Source organism: Streptomyces sp. NBC_01089 (assembly GCF_045162975.1).
GTDB lineage: Bacteria > Actinomycetota > Actinomycetes > Streptomycetales > Streptomycetaceae > Streptomyces.
On the sequence record NZ_CP108660.1, the window covers coordinates 1774270 to 1799361 of the forward strand.

The following is a 25092-nucleotide window of genomic DNA, read 5'->3' on the forward strand; positions in this document are numbered from 1 at the left end:
CCGGGGACGCTCCTTCTCGCGAGCGTCCCCGACGGACGGGAAGCAGAGGCACGGATGAGCCCGCAGTACGGCGACTACCAGCTGGAGATCTATCTCGACGGGCTGAGCGGGGTGACGCCCGCACTGCCGATGGACTTCGCGGGATGGGAGGAACGCGCCCGCTCCGCACTGAGTTCCTCCCTGTGGTCCTACGTGGCGGGCGGCGCCGGGGACGAGTACACACAGCGGGCCAACACGCGGGCCTTCGAACGCCACTGCCTGGTACCGCGCATGATGGTCGGCGCGACGCGGCGCGACCTGTCCGTGGAGCTGTTCGGCATGACGCTGCCCTCGCCCCTGTTCATGGCACCCGTCGGTGTCATCGGGCTGTGCGCGCAGGACGGGCACGGGGACCTGGCCACCGCGCGGGCGGCCGCGCGCACCGGCGTCCCGATGGTGGCGTCGACACTGTCCGTGGACCCGATGGAGGAGGTCGCCGCGCAGTCCGGGGACACACCCGGCTTCTTCCAGCTCTACACCCCCACCGACCGCGACCTGGCCGAATCGCTCGTGAAGCGGGCCGAGGCTGCCGGTTTCCAGGGCATCGTCGTGACCCTGGACACGTGGATCACCGGCTGGCGCCCGCGCGACCTGTCCACCTCCAACTTCCCCCAGCTGCGCGGACACTGTCTGGCCAACTACACCTCCGACCCGCGCTTCAACGCCCTGGTCCCCGGCGGCGACGCGCAGGACGTCGTCCGCACCTGGGCCCGGGTCTTCGGCAACCCGCTCACCTGGGACGACCTGCCGTGGCTGCGCTCGTTGACCGACCTGCCGCTGATCCTCAAGGGGATCTGCCACCCGGAGGACGTGCGGCGCGCCAAGGACGGCGGCGTCGACGCCGTCTACTGCTCGAACCACGGCGGCCGGCAGGCCAACGGCGGTCTGGCGGCGCTCGACGCGCTCCCCGGCGTCGTGGAGGCGGCGGACGGACTGCCGGTGCTGTTCGACTCGGGGGTCCGCTCCGGTGCCGACATCGTCAAGGCACTCGCCCTCGGCGCCACGGCTGTAGGGGTCGGGAGGCCGTACGCCTACGGGCTGGCGCTCGGCGGCGAGGACGGCCTCGTCCACGTCCTGCGCTCCCTGCTCGCCGAGACCGACCTGATCATGGCGGTCGACGGCTACCCCACCCTGGCCGACCTCACACCGCAGTCGCTCGTCCCGGGGCCCGGCATGTGATCCGGCAGACCCCGCCGGGGCGTTGAGGGGCCGGGGCACGGGGTCTAGGTTGGCCGGAAGCGGTGCGCCGCCGCCGTCCGACCGAGCCGAGGACACCCCGTGACAACCGCGATCACCGAGCTGAGCGGTCGTGCGCTGCGGGACGTCGACACCATCGCGGCCCGCGCCGCCCGGGAGGTCGTCGACGCGGAAGGCGATCTCGCCGACAGCACCCGCATCCCGGCCCAGGACGTCGCGGACACGGTCGCGCACCTGATACGTGACTTCTTCCGGCACCTCGCGCTCGGCACGGATCTCGACATTCCGACCGTGCGCGAGGTCGGCAGGCGCCGCGCGGGCCAGGGCGTACCGCTCGCCGCGGTCCTGCACGGGTTCCGCATCGGATTCCGGCACACCTGGGGCGCGCTCGCCGCCCTGACCACGCCGGATGACACACGGACGCTGCGCGCGCTGCTCGACCAGAGCGACACCATGTGGCACCTGCTCGACACCTACTCCGACGAGCTGCGCGCGGCGTACCGCGACCACTCCGCCGAACTCCTGCGGTACGCGGAGGCCGAGCGCCACCGCCATCTCTCCACCCTGTTCAGCGCCGAAACGGACGCGGGTGCCCGTCTGCACAGCGCGGAGGCTCTCGGGCTTCCCCGCCACGGCGCCCATCTCGTCCTGGCCGTACGAGGAGACACACCACGGCATCGGTCCGCGTGGGAGGCGGCGCTGAGCCCACGGGCCGGGGTGCTGTGGCACATCACGCCCGGTGGCACGGCGGGCCTGCTGTCCGCGCCCGCGGCCGAGGACCTGACCGGCGCGGTCCTGCGCGTCCGCATCACCGAGGACGCGACGCGGGCCGGCTCCAGCAGGACGTTCGCCCGGCTGGAGGACGCACCGGAGGCCCTGCGCCAGGCCCGCATCGCGCTTCGCGCCCATCCGGTCGCCTCGTCCCGGGCGCACTCCTACGACGAGGACCCGGTCGCCAGTCTCGTCGCGGCCGGCGGACAGGACGCGCGGGCCCTCACCGACGTGATACTGGGTCCCCTCGACGCCCTGCCCGCGCAGGAACGGGGCCTCCTGCTCGAAACGGCCGCGGCCTGGCTCGACGCCGCGGGCTCGACGGAGGACGCGGCACGGTCTCTCTACTGCCACCGCAACACCGTCCGCTACCGGCTGCGCCGGATCGAGGACCTGACCGGTCTTCCCCTCAAGGACCCGCGCAACGCCGCACGGCTCCATCTCGCACTGCACACGGTGCGCCAGCACCGTTGACGCGGCGCCACGCGGCCGGCCTCCGGCGCACTGCTCCGTCGCCACCTCAGTGGATCAGGATGTTCGCCACCACGATGAAGAGTCCGAGCAGCATGTCCATCCCGCCGGTCCTGGACGCCTTGCCCCAGCCGCGGCCGGCCACGCGTGCGGCCCAGAACCCCCAGCCGAACAGCGCCACCGTGTTGATGAGCAGGGCGACCCCGATCGCCCCGTCCTCCCCCCACCAGCCCTCGTGCGCGCCCAGCAGGGCCGCCACGGTCGGCAGCACCGCGGCGATCAGCGGCCACTCGGTGAGCACCGACCGTACGGTGCTGGTGGTCACCGGCACCCCGTCGGCCGTCCGGTGCGCGATGGCATGGGCGTACCCGTGCGCCCCCGCCGACGCGAGCGAGGTGAGCAGAATCCAGAGCGCGTCGTACGCGGGATTCGGGCTGCCGTGGTCGTTGTCCAGGGCGGCCGCCAGCGCGCTGGCGAGAATCGTTCCGTAGATGCCGCCGAACAGCAGCCGTTGCAGTGGCTCGGCGCGCCGAGCCGGGGGCACGGGAACAGTCGGGCTGGCGGGCAAGGCGTTTCCTCCCAGGACGAAAGAGTCATTCCGTACAGGGATACAACCGCACAAAGCCGTGATTGCCCCGCATCCGGGGCAGTGTGGCCCGCCCCGCCCGGACACCAACCGGGCACCGCCCGGCCACCGCCCGCACGAGGCCCGAGGCGGGATACGGCCGGGCTACAGGGAGAACAGCCGCGCCGCGTTGTCGTGGCAGACCGCGCGCAGCCAGGGAGCCCCGAGACCGGTGGCCTCCAGGGCGTCGAGCGCGTCCGCGTAGGTGTACGGGATGTTGGGGAAATCCGTCCCCAGCAGGACGCGCTCGCCCAGGTCACCCAGCCGGGGCAGCGCGTTCCGGGGGAAGGGGGCGGCAGCCTCGCTGAACGGTGTGAACACCATGGTGGTGTCCAGCATGACGCGCTCGAAGCGCTCGGCCAGCCCGAGGAACTCCTCGTACTCAGGCATCCCCAGGTGCGCCACGACCAGGCGGAGCCGCGGGTACCGGGTGAGCAGGGCCCCGATCGGCCCCGGCCCCGTGAACGCGCCGGGCACGGGACCCGAACCGCAGTGCGTCACCACCGGTGTGCCGGTCTCGGCCAGCAGCCCCCAGACGTCGTCCAGCAGCGGGTCGTTCGGGTCGAACGCCCCCACCTGCAGATGGCACTTGAACACCCGCGCGCCCTGACTCAGCGCGCGCCGCACGTCCTCGTGCGCGGTCGGCTCCGCGAAGAACGTCGCCGAGTGCAGGCAGTCGTCGGTCCGCGCGGCAAAGTCCGCGGCCCAGTCGTTGAGCCAGCGCGCCATGCCCGGCTTGTGCGGATAGAGCAAGGAGGTGAAGGCCCGGACGCCGAAGCCCCGCAGCACCTCGATGCGGCGCTGCTCCTCGTCCCGGTAGGCGATCGGCCAGGGGCGGCCGACGAGCGGACCGGCGGCGTCGAAGTACGCCCATACCTTGGCCAGCACCCGGTCGGGCATGAAGTGGGTGTGGACGTCGATGAGGCTGTCCAGTCCCAGCGCCTCACGGAACGCGGCGACCCGGGCCCGTTCCTGGTCCCGGCCGGAACGGTCGCACACCGGGCGGGCGGACTCAGTGGGACGGGGCATGACAGCCACCCTATCGGCGCAGGCCGACGGACAGACGGGCGGGCAAGGGGGGCAAGTGCGGGCGAGGAGCGGGGCAGGTGCGGGCGAGGAGCGGGGGCGGGTGCGGGCGAGGGGCGGGGCAGGCGGACGAGCGGACAGGCGGACTCGGATTCCGTGAGGTATCCAGAGATATGAGCCCGCTGCGGATACTGCGCCCGCTCCACGAGGACCTGCCGCGCCCCAGGGCGCTCATCGCGGTGCCGTTCGCCCTGATCGCCGCCGTGACGGTGCTCGACATCACCGCGCCGCCCGACATCCACCTCGGCCCGTTCCTCGTGGCGGCCCCGGCTCTCACGGCGTCGTTCGCCGGCCCCCGTACGACCGCGATCGTCGGCGCGGTCGCCGTACTGGCCCAGTCACTGGTGGGCTTCGTGCGCACCAGCATCAACGACCTCAATCACACGTACCAGATCGCCGCGCTGTTCCTGATCTCCGTGATCGTGACCTTCTTCGCCCATGTGCGGGTGCGGCACGCACGGGAGATGAGCCACCTCCGCTGGGTGGCGCAGGCGGTGCAGCGTGTGGTGATGCCCGCGCTGCCCGAGCGGACCGGGACGCTGCGTATCGCGTCGCGCTATCTGGCCGCGGAGGCGGAGGCACAGCTCGGCGGCGATCTGTACGCGCTCGCCCGCACGGCCGGCGGCACCCGCGTGATCATCGGGGACGTCCGCGGCAAGGGGCTCGAAGCGATGGGTGAGGCCGCCCAAGTCCTGGGCGCCTTCAGGGCGCTGACCCGCCAGGAGCCGAGCCTTCCGCATGCCGTGGCCCAGCTGGAGGCCGGGGTCGCCGCGGGCCGTGACGGACCGCAGGCGGACGGGGACGCCGACCGTGGTACGGAGAGTTTCGTGACCGCGGCCGTGCTGGACATCCCGGACACCGGCCCGGAATTCAGCCTGGTCAGCTGCGGTCATCCGGCGCCCCTGCTGCTGCGCTCCGGCCAGGTACGCACACTCGGCGTCCGCGAGCCGGCGCCGCCACTGGGGCTGGGAGCACTACTGGCCGACGCCCCCGACGCAGCCGATGCAATCAACGCAGCCGATACAGCCGATACAGCCGAAGCCTGGACGCCCTTCACCGCCCAGAAATTCCCTTTCGGCGTCGGTGACATCCTGCTCCTGTTCACGGACGGCGTCATCGAGTCCCGCGACTCCGCCGGCCGCTTCTACCCGCTGTCCGAACGGATCGCGACGTTCCGTGCCGCAGGGCCGGACGCCCTGCTGGGGGACCTCTGCGCCGACCTGCTGCGGCACGCGGACGGCAGTCTGGGCGACGACGCGGCGATGGTCGCCATCGAACGGCTGCCGGCTCCCTGAAGGCCGCACAGCACCGCCGGACATTCAACCCGAAGAATTAATAATCATGATCAATCGGGCACGTCCGGCAAATAGTCAACGCCCACAAGACCCCATATGAGCACCTTGCTGAATTTCCGTCAGATGCCAGAAAGATAACGGTTCCCCAGGAACAGCACCCCATCTCGTGGTGCTAAGATCATCACGCTTGCCAGGCGGTACCAAACCCGCTATGGCGCTTAATCGCGCAGCGCGTCGGGCCAGAATTCCGCCACCCCGGGGGGAACTTTGCCATCAGCCGGGCCTTTCAAGGCAGTCGGGCAGGAGAACGCGCGCGACCGATCCCGTATGTCTGCGGCCACGAGTGCACTCGACCGCGCCCCCGAGACATTCAGAACCCGGCGGCCCCGCCACCCGAAGAGAGCCTTATGACTCAGTACCTCCAGGATCCAGCGCTCTGGGCTTTGATAGCTGGCACTCCTGTCGCCGCTACCGCGATCGTTCGCGGAAGAAAGTCGATTTCAAAGCTCCGCACGGAAAAGCAGGAACTCAAAAGCCACTACGCCACTCTCGAAGAACACTACGCGGAATCCGTGGAAGAGGCCAAGGAGCGGGCCGAAGAAGCCACCAAGTCCGCTCTGAAATCCGCCATGCGGACCCTGCAGGGTCTTGCGAGTGAGCAGCAGCTCGCCATTTCCAAACTCCAGGGAAAATACGGCGAGCTGCAAATTCTCCAGGACCTCCTGGACATCGACCACATGAATTCCCAGTTCGCACGGCGCGCCCAGTCCATTGCCGTGCTCTGCGACGGCTGGCTCGGCCGTCAGCGTACGGACGCGTCTCTCTACGACGTGGTCCGCAGCGCGAAGGGCCGTATCCGCCACTTCACCCGTGTGGAGATCCGGACCCAGAGCCATTTCGCCATCGTGAGCCGCGCCGTCGAACCGGTCGCGCTGACACTCGCGGAACTGCTCGACAACGCCACCAGTTACTCGGCGCCGGAAACCATGATCGAGATCAACATCCGGCCGGTGCCGAAGGGCGTCTGCATCATCGTCGACGACGCCGGTGTCGGTATGAACGAGGAGGAGAAGAGCCGCGCGGCCAAGCTCCTCTCCAGCGAGCGCTCCCCCGGCGTCGCCGGCCTCGGCAACCCTCCGCAGTTCGGATTCACCGTGATCGGCGTGCTCGCCGCACGCTACGGATTCAGTGTCTCCGTGGACACCACATCGCCCTACGGCGGTGTGCGCGCGGTCGTGCTCCTGCCCGACGACCTCCTCACGTCCATGCCGGAGCCCGCCCCCCAGCCCCAGGCGAAGGAGATTCCCACCGTGGCCGCGTCATCCCCGATGCCGCCCGAAGAGGATTCGGCGGCGACACAGGCCCCTGCGACCACCTTCGGCGGTCTGCCCAAACGCAGCAGAAGGGGGCCGATCTCGATCGTGCCGGAAGCCGACGCGGGGGCCGCCCCTGCCAGGTCCACCGAGCAGATCGCCTCAGTGATGGGTGCGTTCCAGCGGGGGACCCAGTCAGGACGCCGTTCCACCAGTGCAAGCAGCGAAGGGCCTGAGACTCAGTGAACTACGACCTGTCATGGATGCTTGACAGCGCCCTCGAAGTCCCCGAAGCGCGGCACGCGATCCTCGTCTCGGCCGACGGCCTGCTCATGGCCCGCTCGAAGGATGTCGGCAAGGACCACGGCGACACCATCGCCGCCGCGATGAGCGGGATGCAGTCCCTGAGCCGCACGGTGGCCGACTTCTGCGGCGGACCGCCCAGCGACCGGCCCCAGTGGCGCCAGACGCTGGTCGAGTTCGAGCACGGCTGGGTGTTCCTCATCTCCGCCGGAGAGGGCGCCTACCTCGCCGTCTCGGCCTCCCCCGAGGTCGACATGGCGGAGATCACCTTCCGTATGCAGCAGCTCGTGGGCCAGCTCGGCAAGGCACTCACCAGTCCGCCGCGCGAGATTGCCGACGCCGGCGCATGACCACTACAGAGGACCCGGACCAGGAGCCGGAAGCCCCGCAATTAGTGCGTCCGTACGTCATCACCAACGGCCGCAGCCTGGTGGACGACCACGAGCTCTCGCTGATCACGCTGGTCACGGTGGCCGAGAACTGCCCCGCGATCGGCCATCTCGACCCGGAGAAGCGCCGGTTGGTCGAGCTCTGCTCGGGGGGCTACCTCGCGGTCGCCGAGATCGCGGGACACACCCAGCTGCCCGTCGGCATCGTCCGCGTCCTGCTCGCCGATCTCACCGATGCGGGATACCTCTATACGCGCAAACCCATTCCGCGGGCCGAGCGTGTCGAACGACGCATACTCGAGGAGGTGCTGAATGGCCTTCAAGCCCGTTTCGGATAGCGGCGTCTATCTGAGCGAATCAGTACAGACCGCGGCGAAGATCCTGGTGGTCGGGCATTTCGCAGTCGGCAAGACCACTTTCATCGGCACCATGTCGGAGATTCCTCCGCTGCGGACCGAGGAAGTCATGACGCGGGCCGGCGAGGACATAGACGACCTCAAAGGGACGCGCGGCAAGACCACGACAACCGTGGCGATGGACTTCGGCCGTCTCACACTCAGTGAGAATCTGGTGCTCTATCTCTTCGGAACACCCGGTCAGCAGCGCTTCGTTCAGGTGTGGGAAGACATGTCGCGCGGGGCGCTCGGAGCCCTCGTACTGGTCGATCCCGAGCGTCTCGAGGAGTCGTTCCCGGTGATGGACCTGGTCGAGCAGTACGGAATTCCGTACACCATCGCGGTCAACCGGTTCGACATCGGGACGCATCACGAGGACACGGAGATCAGGGAAGCTCTCGACCTGCTTCCCGAGACGCCTCTGGTGAGCTGCGACGCGCGCGATCAGCGCTCGTCCGCGAATGCCCTGATCGTCCTCGTGCGCTACCTCCAATCCCGCCTCAGCTAGGAGTTCCACCCCATGTCATCCCCCTCCGAGCCTTCCCCGCCACCCGGCTGCCCCGCGCACGGCGCCGGCCCGCGCACCCCCCTGTACACGCAGGAATTCGCCAAGGACCCCAAGGCCCACTACGCCTACCTGCGGACGTTCGGTCCCGTCGCACCCGTCGAGCTGGCCCCGGGCGTGGACGCCGCACTCGTCACCGACTACGCCGCGGCGCTCCACGTGCTGCAGAGCCCCGACACCTTCGTCCGCGACTCGCGCCGCTGGCGCGCGCTGAACGAAGGACAGGTGCCGCTGGACAGCCCCGTGCTGCCGATGATGGCGTACCGCCCGGGTCCGCTGTTCGAGGACGGCGCCCGGCATTTGAGGCTCCGTCAGGCAGTGACGGACAGTCTGGCCAAGCTCGACACACACCAGTTGACCCGATGGGTGGAACGCACCGCCACCTATCTGATCAGTCAGTTCAGCAGTCGCGGCAAGGTCGATCTGATCGGCGACTACGCGCGCCTCGTGCCGCTGCTGGTCTTCAACGACCTCTTCGGCTGCCCGGGCGATCTGGGGGACCGTGTCGCCTTCGGCATCTCCGGCATCTTCGACGGGACCGACGCGCAGAGTGCGAACGATGTCCTGGTGGAGGCGCTGCTGGAGCTGGTCACGCTGAAGCGGGCCCAGCCCGGCGACGACATCCTCACGCATCTGCTGCAGCACCCGGCCGGGCTGAGCGACGAGGAGATGATCCCGCAGCTCATCCAGCTCATCGGCGGCGGGTTCGAGCCGATGTCGAATCTGATCGGCAACGCCCTGCAGATCCTGCTCTCGCAGGGGAGCCAGGCGGACGGTCCGCAGGGCGGCGTCATCCTCGTGGAAGACGCCATCAACGACGTTCTGTGGAACAGCTGCCCGATAGCCAACTACGCCACGCATTTCCCCCTGTACGACGTCGAACTGTCGGGCATCAGGCTGAACGCCGGAGACCCGGTGCTCATCTCCTTCGCCGCCGCCAACTCCGACCCGAGCCTCTCCGCGGGCCGGGGCACGGTGAGCAGGCGTGCCCACCTTGCCTGGGGTGCGGGCCCGCACGCCTGCCCGGCCAAGGACCCGGCGATGATCATCGCCGTGCAGGCCATCGAGAAGCTGCTCAACGAACTGCCTGACATCGAGATGTCGGTGGACCCGGACGCACTCGTGTACCGGCCCGGCCCCTTCCACCGCGCACTCGGCTCGCTGCCCGCCCGGTTCACCCCGGTCCGCAGCACGCGGCCGCGAACCAGCCTGAACCCGGGCATCGTTCAGACCCCGCAGGGCGGCCAGGCGGAGGCAGCGCCGGCCGCCGCGCAGAAGGGCAAGTTCTGGAGCGGCTTCCTGGCCTGGTGGAAGGGGTGATCAGGCCACTACTGCCCCACCGGCTCCCGAATGCCTGATGTGCGCAGGTGCCAGGTGGACCAGGTGTCTTCCTCGTCTCCGATCCGTCCGCCACTGGCGATCGGAACGGCGGCGAGGAATTCATCGGGCAGGTCGAAGGCGTCCACCAGCGTCAGCATGTGCGGCGCGAGCGCGGCGATCACGTCGGTCGTCGCACCGTGGAACGCGCGGACATGGTCCGCGGTCAGCAGGCCGTCCGCGAGCAACTCCCCGGTGTGGCCGACCAGCTGACGGAGCAGGAACAGCCTGCACAGATTCTCCAGCAGGGTCCGTGCCGCCGGATCCGCCGTCCGGGCCGCGGCATCGATGAACGCGTCGGCGGCCCGGCGGCAGGCGTGCACCGAGACCATGTCCAGAGCGGGCGTGGACGCCGCGTTCCAGCGTCCGAGCGGATCGCCCGCGGGGCCGCCCCGCAGAGCGGTCCTCGCCCGGTCCTGCGCGGCCGACTCGGTCTCCACGAGGAGAGCGCGCAGAAAGGAGAGATCGGTCAGCGACCGCTCCTCCAGCGGCACAGGGGACGGACGGCCCCGCTCCACCTCATGGCCGAAGATCATTTCGGCCCCCGCCTTCACCCAGATGACGAGATTGTCGCCTTCCGCGGTGATGCCACCCTCTATGTTCAACGGCAGATCCGAAATCCCGTTGACCGGAAAGAGCCCCTGCGCCCCGCACCGCTCCCGGGACTCGATCGCGATCTCCCTGGCCTGCCAGCTGATCCAGCCCTTCGCGACAGCGACCAGACGCTCGGTCTCCGCCCGGTTCTCCGGGGTGTGCCCGATCCACCGGGAGACGACCTCCCGGTGCAGGAACGTCATGGCGTACGCCGTCGCCGTCGCCTCCAGCAGCCTGCCGTGATGGCTGCGGTGCGCCACCAACGGCACCCGCTCCCCGAGCCTCGGCCCGCTGATGTGCCGGGTATGGGCGTGCCGTACAGCGATGGTCAGTGCGGCGCGCGACATCCCGAGGGTGCCCGCGCTCATGCACAGTTTGCCGATGGTGACGCGCCCGATCGAGTGCAGGAACCGCTTCCGCGCACTGCCCAGGCTGCTGTGCAGTGTCCCGTCCCGGTCGAGCCGGCCGTGCTCGGCCTCGAGCAACGCCTCGCGGGGTAAACGCACTTGGTCGAACGAGGTGAGGCAGTGGTCCACCGGGGTGCCGGTACGGTCCGGCAGCTCCCGGACATGGACCCCGGGCACCCGGCCGCCCTCGTCGCTCAGCGGCGTCAGGAAGAGGAAGCACCCCTGGTCCACCCCGTCGACCAGCAGCCGCGCCGCGACGACCGCGCTCTTCGGACCGCCGGCCAGGCTGGTGTTCGGCATGAACTTCTGGGCGCCGGGCGTGGGGGTGTGCAGGATGAACCCGCCGGTCTCCCGGTCGAGTTCGGCGGTCGTCCCCAGCGCCGGAGCGTCATTGCCGTGGTCCAGCTCCGTACAGAGGAAGGTCCCTATGCGGCGCATCGACGTGAACTCGGAGATGTCGCGCCCGGCGGTGCCGGCGCTCTGGTCCAGCAGGCTGCCCAGGAACAGGTTGTAGTGGATGCTGGCCAGGGTGCAGAGCCCGCCGTCCACCACGCCGGTCCACTCGTGCAGCGCGCAGAGCCGCCGGATGTCGAAGGCCAGGGCCGCGGCATCGCCGGCCGCGTCGTTGACCAGGCGCAGCCGGGAGTACGAGAGCCGGACACGCTCCGCGGGAGAGAGCCCGGGACGGTGCCGGAACGCCTTCGTGGCGATGAGGTCCCGCCAGGGTCCATGCACCCTCGCCCGGCCCTCGCCGTCGAAAAGGAGACGGGCCAGCCCGCGGCTCCGGGCGGACGCCCCTGCCGCTCCCCCCTCCTTCGGCGAATAGCTCCGTTCCGACGCGACTTCAAGGAGATCCTTGTCGTAGACAGGCTGCATGGTCACGAGGCACTCCGCAAGAACGCTTTACACCAGTGAATAGAAAGCTGAAACAAGTGAATACCGGCCGGCGCGCCTTCTCCAGAGCTGACGTGATCTTTTTTTTGAGCGGAAGATCACTGCGGAAATGGCTTGATGAAGAGAGCAGCCTCTATTACCCTCGGCGCTCACCCGACTCCAGTGCGTAAGATGACAGATCGGGCAAAAATAGGAATTTAACCGGATATCGCCGGAGTGGCGGGCGATGTTTATCCAGCGGGTCCCGCAGGGTATTCTCATCCTGGCACTGCGAAACAGCACCTCATTCACCACGCAAAGCAACGGGACCATCCTGGGTGGCAGCTTCCATTGCCATCCTTATTCAGAGTCTCAAAAGAAAGATTCCCTGTAAAGAAAATAGCCGGATAACTTACCGGCAGTACGGCGAATCGTTGCGTGGAATGCCGTGACCGGCCTCGGCAGGCCGTGTGCGGATTCAGCCTCTGGTGGCGATGAACTCCCGTAGTACCGCGATCAGTTGTTGCGGCTGGTCCTCGGCGATCAGCGTGCCGCTGTCCTCGATCTCCACGAGCCGCCCCTGCGGCAGCAGTTCGGCCAGCCGCCGGCCGTGCGCCCTGGGCATCATCCGGTCCTCCGGCGCCCATACGACGAGCGCGGGCCTGTCGAACGTCCGCAGCCCTTCGGCGGCCTCCAGCAGCTCCGTCCTGCGTACGCCGAGTCCGTAGCGGCGGAAGTCCTCGCGGATCGCCCTGTCGGTGAGGAGCGGGCGCAGCCAGCCGTCGACGATCTCGTCGGGGACCGGCCGCTTGGTGAGCGCCCCGAAGCCGACCGGCAGCCGGCGCAGCGGCCTGATCGCGAGCGTACGGACCAGCAGGGGGATGCCGCCGGGCACCCGGCAGGCCAGCGTGATCAGCTTGCCCGGGATTCCGGGCGGGTAGTTGTCGAACGCCTCACAGGCCGTCAGGACCAGCCGGGCGAGCCGCTCCGGGTGCCGGACGGCGACGGACTGGGCGCGGCCGCAGTCGTTCTCGACCAGGGTGACGTCACTCAGCTCAAGCCGGTCGAGGAACTCGGCGATGAGCTCCACCACCGAATCCGGCGTCAGCGGTACATCACGGCGCATGGGGATGCGGTGCGCGCCGTACGGCAGGGTGGGCGCGAGCACGCGGTGGTCGGGGCGCAGCCCTTCGATCACCTTGCGCCAGACGGTGGCGTCGTGCACGAGCCCATGGAGGAGGACGACGACGGGGCCTGAGCCGCCGGTGTCCACGTAGTCGACGGTGCCTGCGGTGAGTGTGATCTCGGGCATGTCAGGACAGTACGGCCACTCCGTCGATTTCGACCAGCGCCTGCTCGTCCCAGAGCCGCGTGGCGCCGATCACCGCCATCGCCGGGTAGTCGCGGCCGGCCAGTCTGCGCCAGATACGGCCGAGTTCGGCGGCGTGGGCGCGGTAGTCGGCGACGTCGGTGGCGTACACCGTGACGCGTGCGAGGTCGGCCGGGCCGCCGCCCGCGGCGCGCAGCGCGGTGAGCAGATTGGTGAGGGCCACCTCGAACTGGGCCGGGAGGGTGGCCCCGGTGACCCGGCCGGCCCCGTCCAGGGCGGTCTGCCCGGCCAGGAAGACCAGCCGGTTCCCGGTGGCGGTGACGGCGTGCGAGAACCCGGCGGGCGGGGAGAGCTGCGGCGGGTTGACCCGGTCGAGGCTCATACGGACAGCTCCTTGGCGTCGGCTCGGTCGGCACTCATGCGTCACTCACGCGTCACTCATCCGTGCAGCTCCTCGGCTCCGTACGGCTTCACGGGCCCGTACAGCTCCTTGGCGATGATGGTCCGCTGGACCTCGGTCGCGCCCTCGTAGATCCGCGGGGCGCGGACCTCGCGGTAGAGGTGTTCGAGGAGGTGGCCGCGCTGGAGGGCGCGGGCGCCGTGCAGCTGGACGGCGGCGTCCACGACGTACTGGGCGGTCTCGGTGGCGAAGAGTTTGGCCATGGCGGAGCGTTTCGCGATGCCGGGGTCGCCCGCGTCGCAGGCGGCGGCCGCCGCGTGGACCAGCAGACGTGCGGCCTCGGTACGGGTGGCCATCTCGGCGACCTGGTGGGCCACGGTCTGCAGGTCCTTCAGCGGGCCGCCGAACGCGGTGCGCCGTGCGGTGTGCCCGATGGTCGCGTCCAGGGCGGCCTGTGCCATCCCGACCGCGAAGGCGCCGACGCTGGGGCGGAAGAGGTTCAGGGTGTTCATCGCGACCCGGAAGCCGCGGTCAGGCTCGCCCAGGACGTCCTGCGGGCCGACAGGAACCGCGTCGAAGTCCAGTGTGCCGATGGGGTGTGGCGAGAGCATGTCGAGCCGGGCGCCGGTCAGGCCCTGCCGGTCGGCCGGCACCAGGAACGCGGTGATCCCACGGGCCCCCGCCCCCTCGGTCGTACGGGCGAAGACGGTGTAGAAGTCGGCGTCGGGGGCGTTGGAGATCCAGCACTTCTCACCGGTGAGCCGCCATCCGCCGCCGTCCGGTGCGGCTCCGAGCTCCAGGGCGGCGGCGTCCGACCCCGCGCCGGGCTCGCTCAGCGCGAACGCGGCGACGGCCCGGCCCGCGATCACCTCGGGAAGGAGCCGTTCGCGCTGCTGCGCGGTGCCGGCCTGGACGAGGGGGAAACTGCCGAGACCCTGGAGGGCCAGCGCGGTCTCCGCCTCCGTACAGCCGTACGCCAAAGACTCGCGCAGCAGACAGAGGTCGACCGCACCGGCCCTGAACAGCCGCTCCAGCAGGCCGGATTCGCCGAGTGCGGCGACCAGGGGGCGGTTGACCCGGCCGGGCTCACCGGCCGCGGCGAGCGGGCCGAACTCCTCGGCGGCCAGGGTGCGCAGCTCGGCGCACCACTTCCGCTGGTCCGGGTCCAGCGCGAATGCGGTCATCCCCGATCCCCTCTATCGTGAACCGTTGACTGTCGTCACGCAAACGATACGCTCCATGTGCGATGCCGCCTAAGGGGGCGATCCTGTGATGGAGCTGAAAACCTCAGCGCACGTCGACACTTTTCCCCGTGAGCAGTTGCCGCCCGCCGACCAGTGGCCCCGGCTCCTCCTCGACGACCTGCCGGGACCGGCGTATCCGGACCGGCTCAACTGCGGCGTGGAACTGCTGAACGGGACCATCGAGCGCTTCGGCGCCGACCGCCCCGCCTTCCGCACCGGCTCCGGTGAGCTGTGGACGTACGGCGAACTGCGGGCCCAGGTCGGCCGTATCGCCCACGTCCTCACCTCGGACCTCGGGGTCGTGCCGGGCAACCGGGTACTGCTGCGCGGCCCCACCACACCGCATCTGGCCGCCTGCTGGCTCGCGGTGATGAAGGCCGGCGGTGTCGCGGTGACCGTGCTGGCCACCCAGCGCCCGCACGAACTGGCCGAGGTGTGCTCGCTCGCCCGGATCAGCCACGCGCTGTGCGACATCCGCTCCGCCGACGACCTGGTCAAGGCGGAGGTGCCGGGGCTGCGGATCACGACGTACGGCGGCGGGGGGCCGCTGGACCTACTGCGGCTGGCCGCGGCCAGACCGGCGCTGTATCCGGCCGTCGCGACCTCGGCCGACGATGTGGCGCTGATCGCCTTCACCTCGGGCACCACCGGACGTCCCAAGGGCTGTATGCACTTCCACCGCGATGTGCTGGCCGTCGCTGACACCTTCGCGCGGCACGTGCTGAAGCCCGGGCCCGACGATGTCTTCGCCGGAAGTCCGCCGCTCGGGTTCACCTTCGGCCTGGGCGGTCTGGTGATCTTCCCGCTGCGCGCCGGGGCGTCGGCGCTGCTGCTCGAACGGTCCGGGCCGCGCCAGCTGCTACCCGCGCTCGCCCGGCACCGGGTGTCGGTGCTGTTCACCGCGCCGACCGCGTACCGCACCATGCTGGACGAGCTGGACGGGTACGACATCTCGGCCCTGCGCCGCTGTGTGTCGGCAGGTGAGAACCTGCCGGCGGCCACCTGGCACGCCTGGCACGAACGGACCGGGCTGCGCCTCATCAACGGCATCGGCGCCACGGAGCTGCTGCACATCTTCGTCTCGGCTGCGGACGGGGCGGCGCGCCCCGGGGCGACAGGGGTCCCGGTGCCCGGCTGGCAGGCCAGGGTGGTGGACCACGCCGGCCACCCGGTGCCCGACGGCGAGCCCGGCCTGCTCGCGGTGCGCGGCCCGGTGGGCTGCCGCTATCTGGCCGACGAGCGCCAGTCGGAGTACGTACGGGACGGCTGGAACATCACCGGCGACACCTATCTGCGCGACGGGGACGGCTACTTCACTTACGTGGCACGCGCCGACGACATGATCATCTCCTCGGGCTACAACATCGCGGGCCCCGAGGTCGAGGACGCGCTGCTGCGCCATCCCGACGTCCTGGAGGCGGCGGTGGTGGGCCGCCCGGACGCGGAGCGTGGGCAGGTGGTGGTGGCGCATGTGGTGCTGCGCGAGGGAGCGGCACGGGAGGCGGAGCCGCTGCGGGAGTTCGTGAAGTCGGAGCTGTCACCGCACAAGTGCCCCCGGGAGGTGGTGTTCGCGGAGTCGCTGCCCCGGACCGGCACGGGGAAGCTCCAGCGGTTCCGGCTGGAGTGAGGGGGTGCGCGGGGTGAGCGGCTGAACTGGCTGAGCGGTCCGAGCAAGGGGGCGGCGCAGCGCCCCGTCGCCGGGAAACTCGCGTGCCCCGGGCCCCGCCACCGCGCAACCATGTGCTCCATGACATGGACCTTCACCCGCGATCTCGACAGCTTTCTCGCCACAGCGGAGCCCGCCGCCGCCCTGCACCCGGCCGAGAACACGCTCGTCCTGACCATCACCGCGGCCCTGAGGCGCCATGGCCCGCGCTTCTACGGGGACGGTCTGCCCCTCTTCGGCTGGTGGCGCCGGGCGGACGGGACGGTGAACGGCTGGGTCGTACGGACGCCACCGCACCCTCTCCAGGTCGGCGTGGTCCCGGCCGAAGCGGTGCCGTCGCTCGCGCACGCCATCGGGGAGTGGGGCGTGACCGCCGTCAGCGCCGAACGGTCCGTGGCCGACACGCTCACCGCGTCGTGGCCGGACCGGGCGATCGCACAGGAGCAACGTCTGTACCGGCTGGCCGAGTTGACCCCGCCGTCGCCCTGCCCGGCCGGCCGGGCCCGTACCGCCACGGTCGCCGACCGCGCGCTGCTGATCGAGTGGCACCGTGCCTTCGCGCGCGACACCGGGCAGTCGGCGGACCGGGGGGAGAGCGCCGTAGACGACCGGATCTCGTACGGCGGACTGGCGCTCTGGGAGCACGGGGGCGTCCCGGTGTCGATGGCGGGGATGACCCGTCCCGCCGCGGGCACGGTGCGCGTCGCCCCGGTGTACACCCCTCCGGGCCTGCGCGGTCGCGGCTACGCGGCAGCGGTCACCGCGCACATCAGCCGGGCGGCACTGGACACGGGCGCGGCCGGCGTACTGCTCTTCACCGACATCGCGAACCCGACCAGCAACGGCGTGTACCGGCGCGTCGGATACCGCCCCCTGGCCGAGCGGGTCGTCGTCACCCGAGCGGCCCGACCGGCCGTCACATCAGCGTGAGCCGGGGCTTCGGGGCATCCGTGCGGCCCGTCATCGGGGGGCGGCTGCCCGCGCGGTACGGGAGGGGCCAGGGTGCGGCCGGGCCCGTGTAGCCCTGTTCCGCCGCCGCGTGCAGGGTCCAGTGCGGGTCGTACAGATGGGGGCGGGCCAGCGCGCAGAGGTCCGTACGGCCCGCCAGCAGCAGGGAGTTGACGTCGTCCCACGACGAGATCGCGCCCACCGCGATCACCGGCACGCCCAGTTCGTTGCGGATGCGGTCGGCGAACGGGGTCTGGTACGAGCGGCCGTACGCGGGTTTCTCGCCGGGGACGACCTGCCCGGTCGAGACGTCGATCGCGTCGGCCCCGTGGGCGGCGAAGGCGCGGGCGATCGCGACCGCCTCGTCCGGTGTCGTGCCGCCCGGCGCCCAATCGGCCGCCGAGATACGGACCGTCATCGGCCGGTCGCCGGGCCACTCCGCCCGTACCGCGTCGAAGACCTCCAGGGGGAAGCGCAGACGGCCCCCGAGCGAGCCGCCGTACCCGTCGGTGCGCCGATTGGTGAGCGGGGAGAGGAAGCCGGAGAGCAGATAGCCGTGCGCGCAGTGCAGTTCGAGGAGGTCGAAGCCGGCACTCGCGGCGCGGCGGGCAGCTGCCGTGAACTCTTCGCGCACGGCCGCGAGTCCGGCTCCGTCCAGTTCCGTCGGGATCTGGCTGACGCCGGGACGGTACGGGAGCGGGGAGGCGGCCGACAGCGGCCAGTTGCCGTCCGGGAGAGGCTCGTCCATGCCGTCCCACATCAGGCGGGTGGAGCCCTTGCGCCCGGAGTGTCCCAGCTGGACCCCGATGGCGGTGCCGGGCGACTGCGTGTGCACGAAGGAGGTCACGCGCCGCCAGGCCGCCGCCTGTTCACCGGTGTAGAGACCGGTGCAGCCGGGGGTGATCCGGCCGTCGGCGCTCACACACACCATCTCGGTCATGACCAGACCGGCGCCGCCCAGTGCGCGGGCGCCCAGATGGACGAGGTGGAAGTCGCCCGGCACACCGTCGTGCGCCGAGTACATGTCCATCGGTGAGACGACGACACGGTTGCGCAGTTCGAGGCCGCGCAGCCGCAGCGGCGTGAACATCGGCGGTGTGCCGTCCTGGCAGCCGAAGTCGCGTTCCACCGTGTCCGTGAAGCCGCTGTCGCGCAGCCGCAGATTGCCGTGGGTGACCCGGCGGCTGCGGGTCAGCAGGTTGAAGGCGAACTGCCGTGGCGGCTGGCCGAGATACATGTCCAGCTGCTCGAACCACTCCAGGCTGGCCCCGGCCGCCCGCTGGGTGGAGGCGACGACCGGGCGGCGCTCGCTCTCGTACGCCTCCAGGGCCGACGGCAGGTCGGGCTGCTCCTCGATGGTCGCCGCCAGGGCGAGGGCGTCCTCGACGGCGAGCTTGGTGCCGGAGCCGATGGAGAAATGCGCGGTGTGGGCCGCGTCGCCGATCAGCACCGTGTTCCCGTGCGACCAGCGTTCGTTGACGACGGTGCGGAACGCCGTCCAGGCGGAGTTGTTGCCGGTGAGCGGCCGGCCGCCGAGGGCGCCTGCGAAGATTTTGGCGCAGCGCTCGGTGGACTCCCGTTCGTCGCAGCGGTCGAGTCCCGCGGCCTGCCAGACCTCCTCGCGCATCTCGACGATGACGGTGGAGGCCGCGGGCCCGTACGGGTACCCGTGCAGCTGCATCACCCCGTGCTCGGTCTCGGCGATCTCGAAGCGGAAGGCGTCGAAGGCGAAGGGCGCGGAGAGCCAGATGTACCGGCAGCGGTGGGTGGTGATCCGGGGCGCGAAGACATCGGCGTGGGCGCGGCGGGTGGCGCTGTGCACTCCGTCGGCCGCCACCACCAGGTCGTGGGTCGCGGCCAGTTCGGCGGGGGGCGGTGCCTCGGTGCGGAAGCGGATCCGTACGCCGAGGGAGCGGCAGCGCTCGTGCAGGATCTCCAGGAGCCGGCGCCTGCCGAGCGCGGCGAAGCCGTGGCCGCCCGAGGTGAGGGTCGTGCCGCGGTGGACGATGTCGATGTCGTCCCAGCGTACGAACTCGGCCTGGAGGGCGCTGTGGACGGCCGGGTCCGCCTGCTCGATGCCGCCGAGGGTCTCGTCGGAGAGGACGACGCCGAAGCCGAAGGTGTCGTCGGGGGCGTTGCGCTCCCAGACGGTGACGGATCTGGCCGGGTCGAGCCGCTTGAGGAGGGCTGCCGCGTAGAGGCCGCCGGGTCCGCCGCCGACGACCGCGACCCGCAGGGCGGGGCGTGCGTGCTCGCCGGTGCCGGCCGGCACGGCTACCTGCCCTGCCACTTGGGGGGACGCTTCTCGGTGAAGGCGGCGTGGAACTCGGCGTAGTCCTCGCCGTTCATCAGCAGTGCCTGTGTGGTGGCGTCGAGTTCGACCGCCGCGGCGAGCGGCATGTCCAGTTCGGCGGTGAGCAGCGCCTTGGTCTGCGCGTACGCCAGGGCCGGGCCCTCGGCGAGCCTGCGGGCCAGCGCGGCGGCCCGTTCGTCGGCCCGGCCCTCGTCCGTCATCTCGCTGATCAGGCCGATGCGCTCGGCCTCGGGCGCCAGGACGGGCTCCCCCAGCATCAGCAGCCGGGTGGCGTGCCCGAGGCCGACGACGCGCGGCAGCAGATAGGCGGCGCCCATGTCGCCGCCGGACAGCCCCACCCGGGTGAAGAGGAACGCGAAGCGGGCGGTGGGGTCCGCGACCCGGAAGTCGGCGGCCAGCGCGAGGACGGCGCCGGCGCCCGCGGCGACCCCGTGCACGGCGGCGATCACCGGGAAGGGGCACTCGCGCAGCGCCCGTACGACCTGTCCGGTCATCCGGTTGAAGTCGAGGAGCTGGGCGGTGTCCAGGGCGAGCGTGGCGCCGATGATCTCCTCGACGTCACCGCCCGAGCAGAATCCGCGGCCCTCCCCGGCGAGTACCAGGGCCCGTACCGACCGCTCGCGGGACAGCTCGGCGAGCAGGTCGCGCAGGTCCGCGTAGGCGCCGAAGGTGAGGGCGTTGAGCTTCCCGGGGCGCGCGAAGGTGACGGTCGCGACGCCGTCCTGCCGGACCACCCGGAGGTGGTCCCAGTGCTCCACTCGGTCCGCTGAGCCGGAAAAGGGGCTCATGAGGTGCGGCCTCCTTCGGTCGGGGGCGCGTCCGGCGGCCGGCCGGAGACCCGGTGGAAGAGCGGCGTGCCCCTTCAAATTATCACTCCCCCGTGACTACCGTCACGGGCACGCGATAAAACCTTGGGCGGGTCCCCCGGCGGAAGTCCCGTCAGAATGTGGCGCAAGTCCCTTTTCCTCCGGGCCGCTGCCTCTACTCGCAACGCCCCCGGCTCCGTATCGTTGAAATCAGGACAACCCCCTCCACACCGAACGGAACACCAGCCGTGCCGGACACCTCGCGCCCCGCCTCATGGCGCATCGCACTGCCGCACACCGCGGCCGCGGTGCCGGTGGCGCGTGCGCTGATCCGTACGGTCCTCGCCGACCTGGAGGGCGAGGAGGCCGCGGACACCGACACGGCCGAGCTCCTGACGTCCGAACTGGTCGCCAACGCCGTGGAGCACACACTCGGCGACGACCCCATCGAGCTGGTCGTGGAGGTCCTGCACACCGGCTGCCAGGTCGAGGTGCACGACCGCGACCCGGTCCCGCCCGGTGATCTGACCCGGACACCGCCCACCGGACCGCCCGACCCCTGGCAGGAGCACGGCCGCGGCCTGCTGCTCATCCGGACGCTCAGCTCGTCCTACGGCCACCGCCCGACCGAGCACGGCAAGGCCGTCTGGTTCACGCTTCCGGCGGGTCCTGCGGACTGAGCTGCCGTGCGCCGAGCCGCGAGCGGCGGCGCCCGTAGAAGGCGTAGACGGCCGCGCCCACCAGCAGGAAGAGCGCGAATTCGAGCCAGGTGCGCCGGCCGGTCCCGTACATCAGGTACACACAGAACCCGACGCCGAGCACCGGGCTGACCGGGAACAGCGGCACCCGGAAGGTGCGCGGGAGCGCGGGGTGGCTGCGGCGCAGCGCGAGCACCGCGACATTGACGGCCACCATCGTGGCCAGCGCCCCGATGGTCGTCAGGTCGACCACGACGTCGAGCGAGGCGAACGCGGCCGGGACGGCGACGACGGTCGCCACGATCCAGGTGTTGGAGACCGGCGTCGAGGTCTTCGGGGAGACCTTCTCGAAGACCGCGGGGATCAGCCCGTCGCGGGACATCGACATCAGGATGCGGGTCTGCCCGTACATCACGGCGAGCACCACCGACGCGATGGCGACCACCGCGCCGAAGGCGATGACACCGCCACCGACCGACGATCCGGTGACCTGGTTGACGATCAGCGAGAGCGCCGCGGGCCGGTCGGCGACGGCGGGCGCGCCGAACGCGCCGATGGCCGCGACGGCGACCGCGCAGTAGAGCACGGTGACGATGCCGATGCAGATCATGATGGCCAGCGGGATGTTGCGCCGCGGGTTTCTGACCTCCTCGCCCGCCGTGGTGATCGCGTCGAACCCGATGTACGAGAAGAAGGCGATCGAGGCGCCGGACGTGATGCCGCCGACGCCACCGGGCGCGAACGGCACCAGGTGGCCGTCCCGGAACGCGGTGAAGGCGACCGCGCAGAAGACCAGCAGGATGCCGATCTTCAGTACGGCCATCGCGGCGGTGGCCCGGGCGCTCTCGCGGACACCGCGCACCAGCAGCGCGGCGGCGAGCGCGACCACCACGACGGCCGGCAGATTGATCACCCCGCCGTCGCCCGGACCGCTGGAGAGCACGGCGGGCAGCTGGTGTCCGACCAGGCTGTTCAGCAGCTCGTTGAGGTACTGGCTCCACCCGACGGCGACCGCGCTCACCGAGATGCCGTACTCCAGGAGCAGACACCAGCCGACCAGGAAGGCGGTGCGCTCGCCGAGTGTGGCGTACGCGAAGGAGTACGAGCTGCCCGACACCGGGATCGCGCCGCCCAGCTCGGCGAACGAGAACGCCGTGAAGACGCAGGTGACCGCGGCGAGTACGAACGAGACGATGACCGCGGGCCCGGACTTGGCCACGGTGTCGGAGAGGCCGACGAAGATACCGGTCCCGACGATGGCCCCGACGCCGAAGCAGACCAGCTGGAAGAGCCCCATGGTGCGGCGGAGGCCGTGACCCTCCAGATCCGCGCCGGATTCGGCGATCAGGAGTTCGGGCGACTTGACGCGCAGCCCGGGCCGGTGGGGCAGCCGGGGTCGTGCGGGGCGGGGAGAGCGCATGGGGGTGGGGGTTCTCTTTCCGGACGTGCGCGGGGCGGCGCGCACAGCGGCACACAGCACAGTGGGGTCCGGGCGTGCGAGCCCGGACCCCACCAATGGACGACATAGTAGCCGCCTTGTCGCATATTCACCCAATTGGGCGTATGGCTATCCCTGACCGGCCAGCGTGGCGACCAGCACCGCCTTGATCGTGTGCATTCGGTTCTCGGCCTCGTCGAAGACGACCGAGTGCTCCGACTCGAAGACCTCGTCGGTGACCTCCAGCTCGCTCAGCCCGAACTGCGCGTGGATCTCGCGCCCGACCCGCGTCCCCAGATCGTGGAAGGCGGGCAGGCAGTGCAGGAACTTGACCCCGGGGTTGCCGGTGGCGCGCAGCACATCCATCGTCACGGCGTACGGCGAGAGCGCGGCGATGCGGTCGGCCCAGACCTCCTTCGGCTCCCCCATGGACACCCAGACGTCGGTGACGACGAAGTCGCAGCCCTGTACGGCCTCGGTGATGTCCTCGGTGAGGGTGACGGTCCCGCCGCTCTCCGCGGCCAGCTTCCGCGCCTGCGCGACGATGTCGTCGGCGGGCCAGTAGGCGCGCGGTGCGGCGATCCGTACGTCGAGGCCGAGCAGCGCGCCGGTGATCAGATAGGAGTTACCCATGTTGAAGCGGGCGTCGCCGAGGTAGGCGAAGACGATCCGCTCCAGCGGCTTGTCGCTGTGCTCGGTCATGGTGAGCACATCGGCCAGCATCTGGGTGGGGTGCCAGTCGTCGGTGAGGCCGTTGTAGACGGGGACCCCGGCGTGCGCGGCGAGCTCCTCCACCTGCGGCTGGCTGTCGCCGCGGTACTCGATGGCGTCGAACATCCGGCCCAGCACCCGCGCGGTGTCCCGGAACGACTCCTTGTGCCCGATCTGGGAGCCCGCGGGGTCGAGGTACGTCGTGGACGCGCCCTGGTCGGCGGCGGCCACCTCGAAGGCGCACCGCGTCCTGGTGGAGGTCTTCTCGAAGATCAGGGCGATATTACGGCCGCGCAACCGCTGCACTTCGGCGCCCGACTTCTTGGCCGCCTTGAGCTCGGCGGCCAGCTCGATCAGAGCGCGGAACTCCTCCGCGGTGAAGTCGAGCTCCTTGAGGAAGTGGCGGCCTGCGAGGTCTATCGCCATGGTGGCTGCTCCTGGGTCACGCGGAGAGGGGTCGCGCGTAGCGGGGACGGGGGTCGGTGCCGGATGCCGTACGTGCTGACATCCATACGTGCTGGAATTCTATGCGATTGAACGCATCACTATACGGCATCCCGATGAACCGGACAGCTCATGCACCGCGGCCCTCCCCTGCCCCGCCCCAGCTCGCTGCCGGGGATCTCGATGACTTCGATGCCCTCCTTGCGCAGATGCGTGTTCGTGGTGAAGTTCCGCTCGTACGCCACGACCACCCCCGGCTCGACCGCCAGGACGTTGCAGCCGTCGTCCCACTGCTCGCGCTCCGCCGAGTGCACGTCCTGGGTCGCGGTCAGCACCCGGATACCGCCCAGCCCCAGCGCCGCGGCGATCGCGTCGTGCATCCGCTCCGGCGGATGGTCGGTGACCTTCAGCTCCTTCTCGGTGGCGCCGGGTTCGATGGTGTACGAGCGGAGCATCCCGAGCCCCGCGTACTGGGTGAAGGTGTCGCCGTCGACCATCGTCATCACCGTGTCCAGGTGCATGAACGCCCGCCGCTTGGGCATGTCGAGCGCCACGATGGTGCGCGCCGACCCGGCCGCGAACAGCCCGCGGGCCAGCATCTCCACCGCCTGTGGGGTGGTCCGCTCACTCATCCCGATCAGGACCGCGCCGTTGCCGATGACCAGGACGTCGCCGCCCTCGATCGTGGACGGGTAGTCGACCTGGCCCTGCGACCAGTGGTGGAAGGCGCCCGAGCCGGTGAAGAGCGGGTGGTGGCGGTAGATCGCCTCGAAGTGGACGGTCTCGCGCTGCCTGGCAGGCCAGCGCATCGCGTTGATGGAGACACCGTCGTAGATCCACGCCGATGTGTCCCGGGTGAACAGATGGTTCGGCAGCGGGTCCAGCAGGAAGTCGTCCAGATCCATCACATGGAAGCGCACCGAGACCGGCTCCCGGTAGCGCTCCAGGAACTCCCGCTTCGTCATCCCCCCGACGAGCACCTCGGTCAGGTCACCGACGGTCAGGTCGTCGAAGACCGTCCGCAGATGGTGGGTGGCGAGCGGACCGTACTCCTTCTCGTCGAAGACCCGGTCCAGGACGAGGGTGCGGGCCTCGGGCACCTCCAGTGACTCCCGCAGCAGGTCGTCGAAGAGATGCACCTCAACGCCCCGCTCACGCAGCACATGGGCGAAGCCGTCGTGCTCCTGGCGGGCCCTGCGCACCCACAGCACGTCGTCGAAGAGCAGCGCGTCCTTGTTGCTGGGGGTCAGCCGCTTCAGTTCCAGACCCGGTCTGTGCAGGATGACGCGGCGCAGCGGCCCCGTCTCGGAGTCGACATGGAATCCCATCCCCCCATCCTGTCCCCGGTCCGCCCCGCTCACCCCTGAAGGGACGGGCGGGGCGTGTCCGGGCG

At 70.5% G+C, this 25092-nt stretch carries 22 protein-coding genes; 11 read left to right on the forward strand and 11 right to left on the reverse strand.

The window, feature by feature from the left end; translation table 11 throughout:
- The first annotated feature begins 54 nt into the window (after nt 1–54).
- Both OG510_RS07805 and OG510_RS07810 read left to right on the forward strand, forming a co-directional pair.
- Nucleotides 55–1218: an alpha-hydroxy-acid oxidizing protein gene (locus tag OG510_RS07805; protein ID WP_406142329.1), complete on the forward strand. Its 1164-nt coding sequence runs from the start codon at nt 55–57 to the stop codon at nt 1216–1218.
- Nucleotides 1219–1317: 99 nt separating this feature from the next.
- A complete protein-coding gene (locus OG510_RS07810) occupies nt 1318–2481 on the forward strand; it encodes a PucR family transcriptional regulator (protein WP_406136035.1) in 1164 nt (387 codons plus the stop codon).
- 46 nt (nt 2482–2527) lie between these two features.
- Here OG510_RS07810 and OG510_RS07815 read toward each other — a convergent pair whose 3' ends face one another.
- Both OG510_RS07815 and OG510_RS07820 read right to left on the reverse strand, forming a co-directional pair.
- Nucleotides 2528–3046 (reverse strand): hypothetical protein, encoded by a 519-nt coding sequence (locus OG510_RS07815; protein WP_406136036.1) that lies wholly within the window; start codon nt 3044–3046, stop codon nt 2528–2530.
- A 162-nt stretch (nt 3047–3208) separates the two neighbouring features.
- On the reverse strand, nt 3209–4132 hold the full coding sequence (locus tag OG510_RS07820) for an amidohydrolase family protein (protein WP_406136037.1): 924 nt from the start codon (nt 4130–4132) through the stop codon (nt 3209–3211).
- A 170-nt stretch (nt 4133–4302) separates the two neighbouring features.
- Here OG510_RS07820 and OG510_RS07825 point away from each other — a divergent pair, with 170 nt between their 5' ends.
- From OG510_RS07825 to OG510_RS07850, 6 genes are all read left to right on the forward strand, one after another.
- The gene (locus OG510_RS07825; RefSeq protein ID WP_406136039.1) at nt 4303–5484 is read left to right on the forward strand and encodes a PP2C family protein-serine/threonine phosphatase; all 1182 of its coding nucleotides are present in this window, start codon (nt 4303–4305) and stop codon (nt 5482–5484) included.
- A 407-nt stretch (nt 5485–5891) separates the two neighbouring features.
- Nucleotides 5892–7043: an ATP-binding protein gene (locus tag OG510_RS07830; RefSeq protein WP_406136040.1), complete on the forward strand. Its 1152-nt coding sequence runs from the start codon at nt 5892–5894 to the stop codon at nt 7041–7043.
- A complete protein-coding gene (locus OG510_RS07835) occupies nt 7040–7450 on the forward strand; it encodes a roadblock/LC7 domain-containing protein (RefSeq protein ID WP_164259454.1) in 411 nt (136 codons plus the stop codon). Before OG510_RS07830 ends, OG510_RS07835 begins: the two co-directional genes overlap by 4 nt.
- Nucleotides 7447–7827, forward strand: coding sequence for a DUF742 domain-containing protein (locus OG510_RS07840; protein WP_406136041.1), 381 nt, complete (start codon nt 7447–7449; stop codon nt 7825–7827). Before OG510_RS07835 ends, OG510_RS07840 begins: the two co-directional genes overlap by 4 nt.
- On the forward strand, nt 7802–8392 hold the full coding sequence (locus OG510_RS07845) for a GTP-binding protein (RefSeq protein ID WP_406136043.1): 591 nt from the start codon (nt 7802–7804) through the stop codon (nt 8390–8392). Before OG510_RS07840 ends, OG510_RS07845 begins: the two co-directional genes overlap by 26 nt.
- A 12-nt stretch (nt 8393–8404) precedes the next feature.
- A complete protein-coding gene (locus tag OG510_RS07850; RefSeq protein ID WP_406136044.1) occupies nt 8405–9769 on the forward strand; it encodes a cytochrome P450 in 1365 nt (454 codons plus the stop codon).
- Nucleotides 9770–9777: 8 nt separating this feature from the next.
- Here the strand turns inward: OG510_RS07850 and OG510_RS07855 are convergent, their stop codons facing one another.
- The 4 genes from OG510_RS07855 to OG510_RS07870 all read right to left on the reverse strand — a co-directional run bounded on the left by OG510_RS07855 (nt 9778) and on the right by OG510_RS07870 (nt 14614).
- Complete coding sequence (locus OG510_RS07855) at nt 9778–11703, reverse strand: acyl-CoA dehydrogenase (protein ID WP_406142330.1); 1926 nt, start codon at nt 11701–11703, stop codon at nt 9778–9780.
- Nucleotides 11704–12178: 475 nt separating this feature from the next.
- A complete protein-coding gene (locus OG510_RS07860) occupies nt 12179–13012 on the reverse strand; it encodes an alpha/beta fold hydrolase (RefSeq protein ID WP_406136045.1) in 834 nt (277 codons plus the stop codon).
- 1 nt (nt 13013) lies between these two features.
- Nucleotides 13014–13412 carry a RidA family protein gene (locus OG510_RS07865; RefSeq protein WP_406136046.1) on the reverse strand — a complete coding sequence of 133 codons (399 nt, stop codon included), beginning with the start codon at nt 13410–13412 and terminating at the stop codon, nt 13014–13016.
- Nucleotides 13413–13468: 56 nt separating this feature from the next.
- Nucleotides 13469–14614, reverse strand: a complete 1146-nt coding sequence (locus OG510_RS07870; RefSeq protein ID WP_406136047.1) for an acyl-CoA dehydrogenase family protein — start codon at nt 14612–14614, stop codon at nt 13469–13471.
- An 88-nt stretch (nt 14615–14702) separates the two neighbouring features.
- On the opposite strand from OG510_RS07870, the gene OG510_RS07875 reads away from it, so the two are divergent.
- Together OG510_RS07875 and OG510_RS07880 are read left to right on the forward strand one after the other, a co-directional pair.
- Nucleotides 14703–16301, forward strand: coding sequence for an AMP-binding protein (locus tag OG510_RS07875; RefSeq protein WP_406136048.1), 1599 nt, complete (start codon nt 14703–14705; stop codon nt 16299–16301).
- Nucleotides 16302–16421: 120 nt separating this feature from the next.
- Complete coding sequence (locus tag OG510_RS07880; protein ID WP_406136049.1) at nt 16422–17270, forward strand: GNAT family N-acetyltransferase; 849 nt, start codon at nt 16422–16424, stop codon at nt 17268–17270.
- On the opposite strand, the gene OG510_RS07885 is transcribed toward OG510_RS07880, so the two are convergent.
- Both OG510_RS07885 and OG510_RS07890 read right to left on the reverse strand, forming a co-directional pair.
- Nucleotides 17257–19578: a bifunctional salicylyl-CoA 5-hydroxylase/oxidoreductase gene (locus tag OG510_RS07885; protein WP_406136050.1), complete on the reverse strand. Its 2322-nt coding sequence runs from the start codon at nt 19576–19578 to the stop codon at nt 17257–17259. The genes OG510_RS07880 and OG510_RS07885 overlap by 14 nt on opposite strands.
- Nucleotides 19563–20390, reverse strand: a complete 828-nt coding sequence (locus OG510_RS07890) for an enoyl-CoA hydratase family protein (RefSeq protein ID WP_406136051.1) — start codon at nt 20388–20390, stop codon at nt 19563–19565. The genes OG510_RS07885 and OG510_RS07890 overlap by 16 nt, the downstream gene beginning before the upstream one ends.
- 266 nt (nt 20391–20656) lie before the next feature.
- Between OG510_RS07890 and OG510_RS07895 the strand changes: the two genes are divergently transcribed.
- Nucleotides 20657–21088, forward strand: coding sequence for an ATP-binding protein (locus OG510_RS07895; protein ID WP_406136052.1), 432 nt, complete (start codon nt 20657–20659; stop codon nt 21086–21088).
- Here the strand turns inward: OG510_RS07895 and OG510_RS07900 are convergent.
- The 3 genes from OG510_RS07900 to OG510_RS07910 form a co-directional block, all read right to left on the reverse strand.
- Nucleotides 21060–22526, reverse strand: coding sequence for an amino acid permease (locus tag OG510_RS07900; RefSeq protein WP_406136053.1), 1467 nt, complete (start codon nt 22524–22526; stop codon nt 21060–21062). The two genes, OG510_RS07895 and OG510_RS07900, sit on opposite strands and share 29 nt — an antisense overlap.
- A 147-nt stretch (nt 22527–22673) precedes the next feature.
- Nucleotides 22674–23681: an ornithine carbamoyltransferase gene (gene argF, locus OG510_RS07905; protein ID WP_406136054.1), complete on the reverse strand. Its 1008-nt coding sequence runs from the start codon at nt 23679–23681 to the stop codon at nt 22674–22676.
- Between the two features lie 119 nt (nt 23682–23800).
- Nucleotides 23801–25027 (reverse strand): arginine deiminase, encoded by a 1227-nt coding sequence (locus OG510_RS07910; RefSeq protein ID WP_406136055.1) that lies wholly within the window; start codon nt 25025–25027, stop codon nt 23801–23803.
- Between the last annotated feature and the right edge of the window lie 65 nt (nt 25028–25092).